Origin of the sequence: Cuneatibacter sp. NSJ-177 (genome assembly GCF_022867805.1) — a bacterium.
In the GTDB taxonomy this organism is placed as follows: domain Bacteria; phylum Bacillota; class Clostridia; order Lachnospirales; family Lachnospiraceae; genus Pseudolachnospira.
This window is the reverse complement of sequence record NZ_JALIFO010000006.1, coordinates 178130-192286: the sequence shown is the minus strand read 5'-3', so window position 1 is coordinate 192286 and position 14157 is coordinate 178130. Positions and strand designations below refer to the sequence as shown.

The 14157-nt window shown below is 54.8% G+C and carries 10 protein-coding genes; 3 read left to right on the top strand and 7 right to left on the bottom strand.

Going from position 1 to position 14157, the window contains the following annotated elements; all coding sequences use genetic code 11:
- Positions 1-66: 66 nt before the first annotated feature.
- From MUB23_RS08830 to MUB23_RS08805, 6 genes are read right to left on the bottom strand one after another with little or no spacing between them, the layout of a single operon-like run.
- On the bottom strand, positions 67-1722 hold the full coding sequence (locus MUB23_RS08830; RefSeq protein ID WP_244800093.1) for a nucleoside kinase: 1656 nt from the start codon (positions 1720-1722) through the stop codon (positions 67-69).
- Between the two features lie 17 nt (positions 1723-1739).
- The gene (locus MUB23_RS08825; protein ID WP_244800091.1) at positions 1740-2522 is read right to left on the bottom strand and encodes a Nif3-like dinuclear metal center hexameric protein; all 783 of its coding nucleotides are present in this window, start codon (positions 2520-2522) and stop codon (positions 1740-1742) included.
- Positions 2523-2569: 47 nt separating this feature from the next.
- Complete coding sequence (locus MUB23_RS08820; RefSeq protein ID WP_244800090.1) at positions 2570-3313, bottom strand: tRNA (adenine(22)-N(1))-methyltransferase; 744 nt, start codon at positions 3311-3313, stop codon at positions 2570-2572.
- A 2-nt stretch (positions 3314-3315) separates the two neighbouring features.
- Entirely contained in the window at positions 3316-4359 is a 1044-nt protein-coding gene (rpoD, locus tag MUB23_RS08815; RefSeq protein ID WP_244800088.1) for an RNA polymerase sigma factor RpoD, read from the bottom strand.
- 33 nt (positions 4360-4392) lie between these two features.
- Positions 4393-6159 (bottom strand): DNA primase, encoded by a 1767-nt coding sequence (gene dnaG, locus MUB23_RS08810; protein WP_244800087.1) that lies wholly within the window; start codon positions 6157-6159, stop codon positions 4393-4395.
- Positions 6160-6182: 23 nt separating this feature from the next.
- Complete coding sequence (locus MUB23_RS08805) at positions 6183-7190, bottom strand: deoxyguanosinetriphosphate triphosphohydrolase (protein ID WP_244800086.1); 1008 nt, start codon at positions 7188-7190, stop codon at positions 6183-6185.
- 249 nt (positions 7191-7439) lie between these two features.
- On the opposite strand from MUB23_RS08805, the gene MUB23_RS08800 reads away from it, so the two are divergent.
- The 3 genes from MUB23_RS08800 to MUB23_RS08790 are packed head-to-tail and all read left to right on the top strand — an operon-like array spanning position 7440 to position 9865.
- Positions 7440-8252: a tetratricopeptide repeat protein gene (locus MUB23_RS08800; RefSeq protein WP_244800084.1), complete on the top strand. Its 813-nt coding sequence runs from the start codon at positions 7440-7442 to the stop codon at positions 8250-8252.
- Complete coding sequence (locus tag MUB23_RS08795; protein WP_244800083.1) at positions 8249-9232, top strand: DUF4037 domain-containing protein; 984 nt, start codon at positions 8249-8251, stop codon at positions 9230-9232. The genes MUB23_RS08800 and MUB23_RS08795 overlap by 4 nt, the downstream gene beginning before the upstream one ends.
- 15 nt (positions 9233-9247) lie before the next feature.
- Positions 9248-9865 (top strand): DUF4125 family protein, encoded by a 618-nt coding sequence (locus MUB23_RS08790; protein WP_244800082.1) that lies wholly within the window; start codon positions 9248-9250, stop codon positions 9863-9865.
- 3 nt (positions 9866-9868) lie between these two features.
- Here the strand turns inward: MUB23_RS08790 and MUB23_RS08785 are convergent, their stop codons facing one another.
- Positions 9869-13987 (bottom strand): MMPL family transporter, encoded by a 4119-nt coding sequence (locus tag MUB23_RS08785; protein WP_244800080.1) that lies wholly within the window; start codon positions 13985-13987, stop codon positions 9869-9871.
- Positions 13988-14157 lie beyond the last annotated feature (170 nt).

Sequence of the window (14157 nt, the reverse complement as noted above, 5' to 3'; positions counted from 1 at the left end):
CCGGAAAGGAGGGAACCTTTTTACGCCTTGCTCATTGTATCACACTTCCCCTTGAAAAAGCAAGCCTTATACATTAAAGCAGCTTCCCCCTATGAATTCTTTCAGCAGAGAATTGTTCGGAATCGCCGTGCTGTCAACGCCCAGAAAATAATCGAAAAACTTGAGCAGCCGTTTCGCCTCCTGATACTGGGGCGAATCCGACGGGATGCCGAACAAAAGCGGCTCCGCGTAGGATTTCAACACGGAAAACTCATAGATCAAAGCGGAGTTGAACATCACATCCGCGGTTTCCTGGTACGGGAAAATATTTTTTTCTTCCCCGCGCCGCACCGAGGGCCAGCGGGCGATCGTGTCCTCCGCCGTGTTGCCGCGGGTCCGGGCATCCCGGATCATCCGGCGGATCAGGCGGCCGTCTGTGGTCGGGATCCGGTTGTGCTCGTCAATGTTGAGCTGAGTCAGCGCACTGATGTAAACTTTAAATTTACTCTCCTTCGGCAGAGAATAGGACAAGGCATCGTTCAGGCCATGAATCCCCTCGATTACCAGAATGTCATGGCTTCCCAGCTGCAAATAATTCCCTTTATATTCCCGGCGCCCCTGCTTGAAATTAAAGGTGGGCATCTCCACCTTCTCCCCGGCCAAAAGCGCCGTCATATCCTGGTTGAACTGCTCGATATCCACACATTCCAGAGCTTCAAAATCAAAGTCCCCGGTTTCGTCCCGCGGCGTCCGGTCCCGGTCGACGAAATAATCGTCCAGGCCGATCGGGTGCGGCGTCAGTCCCTGGGAGCGGAGCTGAATCGACAGCCGGTGGGAAAAGCTGGTCTTCCCCGAAGAAGAAGGCCCGGCAATCATCACGAATTTCACATGGGGCCGTGATGCCACCATCGACGCGATCCCGGAGATCTCCCTCTCCTGCCGCGCCTCGGCGATCAGCACCAGATCCTGGATCCTCCCGCTGGAAATCATATCGTTCACCGCTCCCACCGTATCCACATGGAGCTGCTCGCTCCAGCGGGACGCCTTTTGAAGCGTGCCGAACAGTTTCTCCTGGGGCTCAAAGGGAGGCACCGTTTTCGGCTCTTTCCAGGTCGGGAACAGCAAAACAAAGCCATCCTGGTAGAGTTTCAGTTCGTAATACTTGAGATAACCGGTGGACGGCACCATATAGCCATAATGGTAATCGGCAAAGCCGTCGATGCTGTAAATATTCACATGGGAGCTCCGGCGGTACCGGAAGAGCCGTTCCTTGTCGTACATCTTCACCTTCCGAAAAAAGGCCACCGCGTCGTCCACGTGCATACTGGTTTTTTTAATGGGAAGGTCCGCCTGGACCAGTTCATCCATTCTGGATTTGACCTTTTGGAGAAATTCTTCATCCACCGAAAAGGCGCCTTCCGCCTCCACGTAAAGTCCATGGGTCACGGAAAATTTCACCGTGACTTTCCGGATATCCGGAAGCGGGACCACATCGTAGATGGCCTTATTCATCAGAAGCACCAGGCTTCTCTCATAAGACCGGATTCCCGCCGTATGGGCCGTGGTCACAAACTCGATGCTGCAGGGCCGCTGCAGCTTTTTATGTAATTCCTGAAGCTTCCCGTTGACCGTGGCCAGCACAATATCGTTCTCATACTGGGGCTGAAACTGTTTTGCCAGCTCGCCGTAGGTCACCCCCTGGGCCGCCTCCACATTTTTCCCTGCTACCTGAATCTCGATCATTGCTCCTCCTTCTGCCGTCAGATCACGCGGCCTGGTATTTGAAACGGCGCCGTCCGGATTTCCATCTCCTGGGGAAGGCGTTCCCGCAAATAGTTCTCCATAAATTCCATAAAAATCCACTCCAGGCCGTAATGCCCCGCATCCAACACCGCAAGACCTTCGGCCATGGCGTCCAAAGCCGGATGATGGCCCATATCGCCGGTCACATAGACCTCGGCGCCGAGAGCGCGGGCAAGGCCGATCTCCCCTTTCCCGCTTCCGGGCAGAATCCCGACCCGTGAGATGGGGCGGTTTATCTCTCCCTTGTCATAAAGGATAATCGAAGGCAGGCAAAACGCCTCCTTCACCCGATCGCAGAATGCCCGAAGCGTCATGGCCTCCGGCAGATTTCCCACTTTTCCGATTCCGCCGTCACCGACCGGCTCCACCGGCACGGTATCCCGCAGTCCCAGCCGCTTCGCCGCCAGATCCGCCATGCAGCCCGGCGCAACATCGAAATTGGTGTGCATGGACACGCAGGCCATGCCGGACTCTGCAAGGCGCAGCACATACCGGCCCGGTATATTTTCCCCGGACACCTGCCGCAGCGGGGAAAAAAGCAGCGGGTGGTGGGTCAAAATCAGCCCGCATCCGGAATTTACCGCCGCCGTGATCACCTCATCAGTCAAATCCAGCGCAATCATGATCCGGGACACTTCCGCATCCAGCCGCCCCACCTGAAGACCGGAATTATCCCAGTCGCAGGCATAAGAGAGCGGACAGAGCTCCTCCAAGAGTCCCATCAATTCCCGTACCTTCATTCGATTCCTCCTATGTAACAGACTATGATCCTTCTCAATCCCTCATCTCATCCCTTCCCATCCTTTTCCATGGCGGAAAGACTTTTTTCTCCCTCTTCCCCGGAAAGATTCAAGATATCTTGGATTTCCCGGATTTTCGCCTCGACCTCCCGCCTTCGGGCCGCCGCCTTTCCCGGATCCGCCTGGTCCAACCGGCCGAGGATTTCCTCACAGGAAGCCAGCTTCTTCTGCAAAAACGCCATCAAAACCGGAGGCCGCTCCCGGATCAGCCATTTCCCATAGGCATATTCCGCCTCGGTCCACTCATCCGGATCCGGCTGGGGAATGACGCGCATAGCGGCGTAATACTTTCCGTCCTCCTGAAGCATCTGCTCCCCCGTCACCGTATACCCTTCCGTCTTTAAAAACCGGCGGAACTCGCGGACATCGGACTGGGGGGAGAGCACCAGCTCCTTTGCAGCCTTCGCCGTCTTCTCACCGTCCGCAAGGATTCTCTGCATCAAAGGCCCGCCCATACCGGCGATCACGATTGTGTCCGCCTCCCCCGGCAAAAGTGGCGTCAGACCGTCTCCCAGACGGACTTCAATCCGATCCGTCAGCCCCTGCTCCTGGATATGCGCTTTGGCCCGCGCGAGAGGTCCTTTTCCCACGTCAATCGCAATAGCGCCGGGACAAATGCCCCGGCGCACCAGATCAATCGGCAGATACCCATGATCACTGCCCACGTCGGCAACCCGGCCTCCTGGCGTCACCAACCCGGCAATCACGCTTAATCGTTTTGATAATTCCATTTTTACTCCAAGAAATCTCTGAGTTTCCGGCTCCGGCTGGGATGGCGAAGCTTTCGGAGCGCCTTGGATTCAATCTGTCGGATCCGCTCCCTCGTCACCTGAAACTCTTTCCCAACCTCCTCCAGTGTCCGGCTGTGGCCGTCCAGGAGGCCGAATCTCATCTCCAGTACTTTTTGTTCCCGCTCCGTCAGCGTCGACATCACCTCACCCAACTGCTCTTGCAGCAGGGAATAGGTGGCCGCGTCCAGCGGTACCTCTACGTGTTCGTCTTCAATAAAATCCCCCAGACGGCTGTCATCCTCCTCGCCGATCGGCGTGTTGAGGGACACCGGCTCCTGGGTCATCTTTAAAATCTCGCCGATCTTGTCCACCGGAATGCCGCTTTTTTCCGCCAGCTCTTCCGGCCTCGGCTCTCTTCCCAATTCCTGCACCATTTGACGGGACAGCCGCAGCAAGCGGTTCATCGTCTCCACCATGTGAACCGGAATCCGGATTGTCCTGCCCTGATCGGCAATGGATCTGGTGATCGCCTGACGGATCCACCAGGTCGCATACGTGCTGAATTTGTAGCCTTTTTGATAGTCGAACTTTTCCACGGCCCGCATCAGCCCCAGATTGCCCTCCTGGATCAAATCCAACAGCTGCATCCCGCGGCCGACGTACCGCTTGGCGACGCTGACCACCAGACGCAGGTTTGCCTCCGCCAGTCTGCGCTTTGCCTCCTCATCGCCTTCGGCAATGCGGATCGCAAGCTCCGTCTCCTCCTCCGGTGTCAGAAGGATCACATTTCCGATCTCCTTCAGGTACATCTTCACCGGGTCGCTGGGCAAAAGCTCCCCCTCGTCCGCTGGTTCCTCCACGTTCTCCACCAGAGTAACCTTTTTCTCGTCCAAAACCTCCAGCACTTTTTCGTACTGGTCCGCATCCAGATCCTCGTCGCCTAAAATCTGCATTAGCTCGTCGTAGTCCAGCGTGTTTCCTTTTTTCGCCGCTACTGCAAGCAACTTTTCCAACCGAAGCTCCAGGCCTTCCGCACTCACTCCCATATGATCCAACCTTCCATCGATCCTAGTTTTACCTTAATCGAGGGAAATATGCAGAGTTTCCAGGCGCGCCTTCTGTAAAATTAATTCCTGCAGACGCCGCGGGTCGGTTTCCTCCCGAACCTGCGCGTCCAACCGGTTCCGTTTCACCCGGCGCACCGTTTCCGTCCATATTTTCTCCCGCTCCTCTTTTGAAAGTTCTTCCGACAGGGCGGTATTAAACACGGCTGCCACCTGGTTTCTTTTGTCTTCTTCCTCCAAAAACCGGTTTAGAATACCGGCGGGATTGACTGGCTCCCCTTTCATCAGAGCGCCGAAAATATGGTCTGCCACCGCGCGGTACACTTCTCCGGTAAAGTCCTCCGGCCCCAAAATATCCCGGATGCGCCGGTAAGCCTCCGGCTCCGTAGCCAGCAGGTTTAAAAGCAGGCGCTGGGCTTCTAAAAGTCCTTCATCCTTTTCTTTTTTCTTCTTCGGTCTTCCTTCTTCCTCCCGTTCCTCCGGCTCCGCGGCCACCATGCGGCCTCCGTACCGGTTTACCATGTCCCGGAGCGCCGCCGGTGGGATCTGATGCCTTGCGGCCACCGCTTCCAGGTAATTGTTCCTCTCCAGCTCATCGGAAAATTCCGTCAGCTTCGCGGCCACTGCCTTATGGAAATCCGTTTTTTTCTCCGGATTGTTCAGGTCGTACTGATCCCGCAGCGTGTCGGTCTCGAACAGGAAGGAATTGATCGCCTCGCCGATCCGCTTTTGATATTCCTCCGGCCCCAGATGGACGATAAATTCGTCCGGATCTTTGTAGGGCTTCATACTGAGCACCCGGACCGAAAGCCCGGCCCTTTTCAGAATCGGTATCGCCCGGAGGGCCGCTTTCTGACCGGCGCCGTCGCTGTCATAGGTGATAACCACCTCCGATACATACCGCTTGATCAGCAGGGCATGTCCCGGCGTAAACGCAGTCCCTAAAGATGCCACCGCACAGTCAAAACCGGCCTGGTGCAAGGCGATCACGTCCATATAGCCTTCACACAGAAGCAGATACGGCTTTCGGGACAGCCGGGCCAGATTCAGCCCGTACAGATTCCGGCTCTTGTCAAACAGCCGGGTCTCCGGGGAATTCAAATATTTGGGCTCCCCGTCTCCCATCACACGGCCGCCAAACCCGATCACCCGGTTATTGATATCCATGATGGGGAACATGACCCGGTTCCAAAAACGGTCCCTGGCCCCCCTCTCATCGATCTTTACCAGGCCGCTGTCCTTTAGAATTTCGTCGTGCCAGCCCTTTTTCCGAAGGTACTGATACAGCGCATTACTCGTCATCGGGGAATAGCCGAGACCAAATTTCTGCATGGTCTCGTGGGTCAGTCCCCGGTTTGTCAGGTAAGAAAGACCTTTCTCGCCTCCGCGGTTCCGCAGCTGGTAAAAGTAAAATCTGGCCGCCTCTTTGTTGACCGCCAGAAGCTTTCCTCTGAGATCTGCTTGTCTTTTTTGTTCTTCCGTCTCTTCCACCTGGGGCAGGGAGATGCCCGCCCGGTCCGCCAGATATTTCAAAGCCTCCGGAAACGTGTAGTTTTCATACTCCATCACAAAAGTGATTACGTTCCCGCCGGCGCCGCAGCCAAAACAATAGTACATCTGCTTGGCCGGAGAGACGGAGAAAGATGGTGTCTTCTCATTGTGAAACGGGCAGACGCCGAAATAGTTTCCGCCGCGTTTGATGAGTTTGACGTATTGGGAGATCACCGCCACAATGTCGTTGCGCGACCGGACCTCCTCCACGATTTCCTCCGGGTAAAACAAAGCTTCCTCCTTCTATCCGGTTCCTAATATTTCCAGGAAACCGGCACAAACAATCTTTGGTAGGTGTCGATGGCATAGCCGTCGGTCATTCCGGCCACATAGTCGCAGACGACCCGCGAGACCGGCTCCCGGCTGATCCAGATCATATTAAAATATTCCTCCGGAAGCTCTTCTGTGTGTTCCAGATAATACTCATAAAGGCTTTTTAAAAGCGCCTGGGCTTTTTTATCCTCCTGCTTGGCGACGCTGTTGGTATAGACGTTGTCAAACATGTAATGTCTGAGTCCGCTCATGGCGGCTTCAATTTCTTCGTCCATCCGGATATCCGGCTTATCCTTGCTGTTTGCAATCACGTTGTGGATCAACGTATTCAGCCGCTCCCGCACCGAATGGCCCAACACGGAGGTAAACTCTTCCGGCAGCATTTCCTCATTCAAAATGCCGGCCCGGATCGCATCGTCGATATCGTGGTTGATGTAGGCAATCTTGTCCGAAAGGCGGACGATCTTCCCCTCCATGGTCGACGGACGCCCACTGGTCCGGTGATTTTTGATTCCGTCCTTGACCTCCCTTGTCAGGTTGAGTCCTGCCCCGTCCTTTTCAATCCGCTCGACAATTCGGACGCTCTGCTCATAGTGGGTAAAACCGCCCTCGCAGATTTCATTTAAAATCCGCTCGCCTGCATGTCCGAACGGCGTATGGCCCAGATCATGCCCCAGCGCGATCGCCTCGGTCAGATCCTCGTTCATGCGCAAGGCCTTGGCGATGGTCCGGGCAATCTGAGCGACCTCCAGCGTATGGGTCAGGCGGGTCCGGTAGTGGTCTCCGGCCGGAGCCAGAAATACCTGGGTTTTATGCTTCATGCGGCGGAATGCTTTACAGTGGATGATCCGGTCCCGGTCCCTCTGATAGTCCGTGCGGATATCACAGGGCGCCTCCGGCCTCTCCCGGCCCTGGCTGTCCTTGCTAAACGCGGCATACGGGCTAAGAAACTTTAATTCCAGCTGTTCTGTCTGCTCCCGTATCGTCATACGCATCCCTCCGTTCTCTTTGGTTTCCTGTCGGATCGATTGAAATCCGGCGAGCTGGTATCTGATAGACTTTACATATCGTAATTATCATAGCATAAAATTCCGGCAGGAACAAGAAAATTGGAGAGCTTATCCGCCGCAGGGGCAAAAAGTTTTCGGGAAGATTCGACCGGAAGCGGCCGAATGCGGAAATCCGTTTGCTTCTCCGCCCCGGCTGTGATATTCTAAGGGAAAGAAAAGGAGGTTTCTATGGAAATCCAATCGGTTCTCGATCAGCTGGATCAATTATTCGTGCAGAAAAAATTGGCGGAAGTCGAGCCTTTCCTGACCGGCCGCCTGCAGGTGGCTTTGGAGGAGGGAGACGCAGGCTCCGCCTTGACTTTAATGAATGAGCTGGCCGGATTTTACCGCAGCGTCAGCCAGCCGGAAAAATCCCTGGAGGCGGCGGAGCAGGCTTTAAGCGCCGTCAGCCTGATGAAACTTTCCGGAACAGCGCCCCATGCAACCACGCTCTTAAACGCCGCCACCGCGTACCGGGCGGCCGGAGACCTGACCCGCGCGCTTTCCCTTTATCAAGAAGCATTTCAGATTTTCCGCTCCCTGGGAGTTGAAAAGGAATACCCGATGGCCGGCCTGCTCAACAACATGAGCCAGGTCTACCAAACGCTGAACCGCCACAACGACGCGATTTTCTGCCTGAATCAAGCCATGGAAATCCTGACCGCGCTCTCGGACGCCGAGGTGGAAATCGCCACCACCCACTCCAACCTGGCTCTTTCTCTCCTTTCCATGGGGCAGGCGGAGGAAGCCAAAAAGCACCTGGAACAGGCCATTGCGCTCTTTGAGTCCCAGCCTGGCCCAAGAGACGCCCACTACGGCGCCGCCCTGGCGGCCCTGGCCGAACTCTCCTACCGGACCGGTGATTTTTCAGGGGCCGTGGATTTCTACGAACGCGCATTGGCTGAGATCCGGGAAAGCTTCGGAGAAAACAACGATTACCGCATCACGGAAAAAAATTTGGAACTGGCAAAAAAGGCATGGGAGGAGAACCAGAAGAAATGAAAGGATTAGAATTGGCCGAGTCCTACTATTTTGCCTGCGGCAAGCCGATGATACAGGAACTCTTCCCTGAATACGCAGGGCGGATCGCCGCAGGCCTCGCAGGTCAGGGCTCCGAATGCCTGGGGTTTGACGACGCCATTTCCACGGATCACGACTTTGGCCCTTCCTTCTGCCTCTGGCTGACCGAAGAAGATGCGAAAGAGATCGGAAATGACTTACAGGACGCCTATGACCGGCTCCCCAAGGATTACCTGGGAGCAGCCGGCCGGATCGCAAGCGCCCGCGGCGGCGGACGGGTCGGAGTATTCACGATTCAAGGATTTTACCGGCAGTTTATCGGCTCCGAGCAGCCACCGAAATCCCTGATGCGCTGGCTGTACCTGCCGGAGCACCAACTGGCGGCTGCCACCAGCGGCAGGGTGTTCGAGGATCCCCTGGGAGAATTTTCCTCGATCCGGGAATCGCTCCTGGCCTACTATCCGGAAGACGTCCGGATCAAAAAAATCGCGGCCCGCGCCGCGGTCATGGCCCAATCCGGCCAGTACAACTATTCCCGCTGCATGCGGCGCGGAGAAACCGTGGCCGCCTTGCTTTCCGCCGCGGAATTTGTGCGGGCAGCCGTCTCCATGGTTTACCTTCTGAATAAACGGTATACGCCCTTTTATAAATGGATGTTCCATGGGATGAAGGAACTGCCCGTCCTGGCCCCTGCCGTGGCCCCCATGCTGCAAGAGCTGGCGGAACTCGGCGTCCAGAACCGGGCCTGGGAGGACACCGGCTCCCCCCGGTTCAACCCTTATGTCAACCGGGCCGACCGGAAGGTTCAACTGATCGAGAGCATTTGCGGCAAAGTCATCCGGGAGCTTCACGGCCAGGACTTGACGACGGCCAACGATGATTTTTTGGAAGCGCACGTCGATGATATCATGGCCCGCATCAAAGACCCGGAACTGCGCCGGTGTCATGTGATGGAAGGCTAAGTCACGGAGGAACTCATGACAATCGAAGAAAAGAAAGAGCGAATCATAAAAAAAGAATGGAACTTTTTTCAGCAGGTGGAAAACGAGGGCGGCCGGGCCTCCTGCCAGGAAGACCCGGAAACCTTCTTTATCATGCGGCGGAGCCAATTCTGCGCGTGGCCGGAGGAGCTTCTTAACAGCTACGAAGCCGACCTGACCGAAGCAGCCGCGGCCGGGCGGAACCCCCTGGCGGAAAAATACGCCTGGATGATGGAATCCACCTGCCCGGAACGCTTTCAGGAATTGCGCCCCTCTCTGCCTCTGCTCTCCTCCGGTTTTCTCCGGCTGATCGAGGAAGCCGCGGCCCTCCAAACCGCCTGGATGGCCGAATATCGGAAAGCCTATCCGGTTCTGGCTTCCGGGAACCGCGCCTTGTACGCTTCGGAGGATACCCCGGAAGAGACCTCCTTTGAGACCTATCTGCGCGGGGAGCTGAAAACCTATTCCGAACGGACGCTGATGCTCTACCTGGACTTTCTGCACGGCCTTCAGGAAAGAGGGGAAAACCTGACCTACCGTATCATGACCTCCACGGTTCAGGCCTATGGCTACGCCTCCCTGAAAGACGCGGAAGAAAAGCTTTCCGCAAAATAAGACTTATTTTTTGGACACAATCCGGTCAAAGGTCGAAAGCAGCCCCGGCAGAAGGAAAAGGATCAGCAAGGTAGCGCAAAGGGCTCCGATGGAAATGGTCCGGCAGATCTGCCCGATCGTCGGGTTGGAAAAGCAATATCCCACAATCCCTGTCACCAAAATCATGATTAGCCCGGATGTTAAAATGGTATGGATGGATCCGTTGTAAGCGGCCGCCAGGACTTCCTCCCGCCCCATACTCTGTCGTTTTTCCCGGTAGTAATTGGTAAACAGGATTCCATAATCAATCGTGGCTCCCATCAAGATACACTGTACGATCAAAAGCGCCAGATAGTAAATGCTGTATCCCTGCAAGCCGATCACCGTGATGGTCAGATAAACCCCGCACTGGACAATGCAGACCAGAATGGCCGGAATAATCAGGGAACGGAACGTCAGCGCCACCACAAGGAAGATGGCTGCAGCGGTCAGCAGCGTGATCGTGGTCATCTCCCGGTCAAAACTTTTTTCCATCTCATAGTTCATCGCGGAGTTTCCGATCAAGTGGTATTCCCCGGAAAGCTCCCCCAGCCGCCCGGTCAATTCATCAAAAAATGTCGTGGTCTCCGCCGATTCCTCCGGCAGCGTGGTGTTCAGCATCAAAAGCGAGTGCTCCGGCCCTCTCAGGCTGGCGGCCCCGGTATCCATCTCTTCTTTCCGGTCTTCGATCTCCTTTCGGAACTTATCATCCAGCAAATCGGAAAAACGCGGGTCCGTTAGAATATCGCCGGACAGATAATCAAACAGCGTTCGGATCGACAGCGTCCAGTCCGGGTCGATGTTCTCTTCGCTGGCATAGTACAGGTACAGCAGTTCCATGGTGCTGCCGCTCAAGGTTTCCTCAAATCCCGCCAGCAAATCTTCACATTCCTCCGCCGTATAGGCTTTTCCGGAAACAACAGCGTCGATCACCGTCTTCGCCTGTTTCAGTTCTTCCGCCGAATCCCCGTCCATCCTGCCGGAAAACGTCTCGTCGGGCAAAAGATCGCAAACAATAAATTCCACAAATGTTTGAACGGAAAGTTTCCATCCGCTGGTGTCCCCATGTTCACTGATATAGAGCAAGTACAGAGCATTCAGCTGGTCTTTCTCCATTCCTAAAAGATCCGCCATTTCTTTACAGGAATACCGGGTATTGTCCATCGAACCATTGATGATGTTTTTTGCCGTCTCCACTTGATCCAGCTCCTTGCTCCCCATCAGGGTGCGGAATGCCTCCTTGTTGTCCGCCAGGAAATTGACCACCGTCTGCATGGAAAGGCGCCAGGAACCGGTCTCCCCCAGGGACGCCCCATAGGTGTAAAGCATTTTCATCAAGCTTTCTTCCATGCCGGTCAATTGCGCCATCCCGGCGCAATCAAAGGTTTTTCCGGAAAGGGAAGCTTTCATGATGGTTTGCAGAAAAGCAAGCTGCTGCACCGCCGGTTCGTCGAAATACGGCGCAAAGGCCTCCTGCGTGACCACATCCGACAGGAGAAAGTCCACCATCTGCTCCAGAGACAACGTCTTTCCCTCCATCTGGGAAGCGTCTTTCATCTGAAATACTTGCCGGATGAAGGCCTCCTCGATCCCAAGATACCGGGAGAGCTCTTCCGCCGTCCATTCCTGGCCGGAAGCGGCTGCCGCGGCCAAGGCCTTTGTCCAGCCGAGCCGGGCGAGCGTTTGTTCGTCAAAGAAAGCAGAAAACTGAGGGTCCGCCGCCACCTCCTCGGTCACAAACCCCAAGACCCCAGGAAGAGTCATGGCGGATACTTCCTGGCCGGAGGCAGCCGCCCGGTAAGCAAATAAATTCTCGATCATGACAGCGTCAAGCCCGGTCAGCTCAGACAGCTGGGACGCAGAAAACTCCTGGCCGGAAGCAGCCGCGGCCACAAGCTGATTGAGGCTGGTCAGCTGCGCTTTTAAAGACTCATCCAAATAACCGGCATAGGCATCATTCCCCAGAACATGGTTCACCAAAAAGCCGGTGAACTCTGGCAGAGGCATCCCTTGGGTCTCCCCAGCCCCGCCGTAATAAAGATAAAAAATCTGATTGACCAGGCTTTCTTCCATCCCAATCGCCGCGGCCAGCTCTGCGCCGGTCTGCTGCCTCTCGATAAAGTCCCGGTCCGTGTACTGGGCAAGCATCTTCACCTGAGTCAGGGACGCCCCGTCAAAATAGGCGGAAAACATTGGATTCTGCGCCACTTTTTCCTGGATCAGCCAGACAAAGGCCGGGACCGTCATCTCTCCTGGGTCATAATTGTCCGAAGAAGCATAGTAATAGACAAACAAGAGCTTCCCCATCTCCGGATCCACGCCTAAAAGTTCGGAGATCTTACCAGGGCTGCGGCGTTTGGTCATATTTTCGGCGTCCGTATAGTCCGAGAGCATCTGCATCTGGGACAGCGACGTTTCATTAAGCAGAGACGAATACTCCTCATCGGAAGCGATCTCATTTCCGACAAAATCAGCAAAAACCGGAAGTGTCATCGTCCCCGTTTCGGCCCCGCCGTTTTGTATGACATAATAGAGAAGCAGCTGACGGATCTCATCCTCCCCTATATCCAGGAAATCCGCCAGTTCCGCCGCGTTCATCGGCCGGGTCAGAGTACCGGCGTCCGCAAAAGTCTCCATCCGATGGATTTCCTCCCGGATCCCTCCCTCCAGATACTCCGAAAACGCCTGGTTTTCCACAACGTCTTTGGCAATAAAATGGAGAAACTCCCCCAGAGGAATGGACGGCAGCTCCCCGCCGGTATAGTAGTTATAATAAAGAATTGTTAAAAGCGATGGATCCACTTCCATCTCGTCTGTCATATCCCGAATCGCATCGGCCAGCTCCTCCGCCCGGTAGGGCTTCCCCAAGGTCGTCGAGAAGCTGAGCGCGCTCTTTACAAAAGGCTTTTGTTCCAGCTCTTCTGCGATCTTGGTGACCGAGTCATCGTCGCCGTTCTCATAGAGCAGCACAATCGCATTGGAGGCGGGAAAGATCTCTGCGATTGGGTTTTCCTCTTCCAGCGTATAGGCAATCTTCGTATTTCCCTGTAAGAAATAGGCTCCGACAAACAAAAAGACAAAGCTGACCGCCAGTACGCGGCGGAACCGATAGCTGAACGCCGCCAGCCAGTTCATGCGGATGGGAAGTTCCCGTTTTTCCGTCTTTTGGATCAGCTTGTCACAGCCCAAAATCAGCCCCGGCAGCACGGTAAAAATACAGAGCATACTGATCAGAACGCCTTTCGCCAGAACCACGCCCAAGTCCGTGCCAATTCGAAACCGCATAAACACCAGGGCCAAAAGGCCCACGATCGTGGTCACGGAACTACTGGCGATGGAAGAAAAGGCGTTGGCTAAGGCCAGTTTCATGGCTTCTGTCCGGCTGTCGTTTTGCTTTAACTCCTGACGGTAACGGTTCATCAGAATGATGGAATAGTCCATGGAAAGCACCAACTGCAAAATGGCTGCAATGGAAAAAGTAATGTTGGAGACGCTGTCCAGAAACCGGTTGGTCCCAAGATTGATCACGACGGCAAAACCAATGGTGATCAAAAAGAGGACCGGTTCGACCCAGGAACTGCACATGACGAACAAGATCACCATCAAAATCACAATCGCCACCGCGATGATCCAGGCCGGGATGCTGCTGGCGGCAGTATCCCCGTTTCGGAATATCATCTGATACGAAGCAAATTCATCCTGGATTGCCTTCTCGATGGAACTCTCTTCCTCGGTTTCATAATCATAAGCCGTATTGACCACATACAAAGTGTAAGGATCCTTTTGGTAATCCTCGCTGTCCGGCTCAAAATCAACGCTGTCCACATAGGGAATCGCTTCCAGCCTCGCGCAGACTTCTTCCCGTTCCCCGGCGTCCAGATCCTGGAACATTACCTGGATCGTCTGCATCATCTCTGTCTCCGGAAATTCCTGTTCCATCCAATCGATGCCTGACTTCATCGAAGAATCGGCGGGCAGGTATTTGGTCATATCATAGTTGACCGTCACCTGCGGCACAAGGAATGCGCTGACTGCCAAGAGGACAGTCATGAAGGCCAGTATCCAATATCTCTTTTTAACAAGAAAACCCGCCGCTCTTTTCATTCTAATCCCAACCCCTCAAGTTCTTTGATTGACTTTTCTCTCTCCCTGCATTATAATACACAAAACGATTTAAGATCAACCAACTGTTGTTTTTGAGATGTCGTGACAGAAACGATTCCAACTTTTTTGGTTTGAAATCGACATTTTCTATTGTTTTTGTTGAGTCAGTA

What these genes read in the sequence shown, in the direction of transcription:
- MUB23_RS08830 (WP_244800093.1), bottom strand. Translation starts at nt 1,722, where the DNA reads ATGATCGAGATTCAGGTAGCAGGGAAAAATGTGGAGGCGGCCCAGGGG.
- MUB23_RS08825 (WP_244800091.1), bottom strand. Translation starts at nt 2,522, where the DNA reads ATGAAGGTACGGGAATTGATGGGACTCTTGGAGGAGCTCTGTCCGCTC.
- MUB23_RS08820 (WP_244800090.1), bottom strand. Translation starts at nt 3,313, where the DNA reads ATGGAATTATCAAAACGATTAAGCGTGATTGCCGGGTTGGTGACGCCA.
- rpoD (WP_244800088.1), bottom strand. Translation starts at nt 4,359, where the DNA reads ATGGGAGTGAGTGCGGAAGGCCTGGAGCTTCGGTTGGAAAAGTTGCTT.
- MUB23_RS08805 (WP_244800086.1), bottom strand. Translation starts at nt 7,190, where the DNA reads ATGACGATACGGGAGCAGACAGAACAGCTGGAATTAAAGTTTCTTAGC.
- MUB23_RS08800 (WP_244800084.1), top strand. Translation starts at nt 7,440, where the DNA reads ATGGAAATCCAATCGGTTCTCGATCAGCTGGATCAATTATTCGTGCAG.
- MUB23_RS08795 (WP_244800083.1), top strand. Translation starts at nt 8,249, where the DNA reads ATGAAAGGATTAGAATTGGCCGAGTCCTACTATTTTGCCTGCGGCAAG.
- MUB23_RS08790 (WP_244800082.1), top strand. Translation starts at nt 9,248, where the DNA reads ATGACAATCGAAGAAAAGAAAGAGCGAATCATAAAAAAAGAATGGAAC.
- MUB23_RS08785 (WP_244800080.1), bottom strand. Translation starts at nt 13,987, where the DNA reads ATGAAAAGAGCGGCGGGTTTTCTTGTTAAAAAGAGATATTGGATACTG.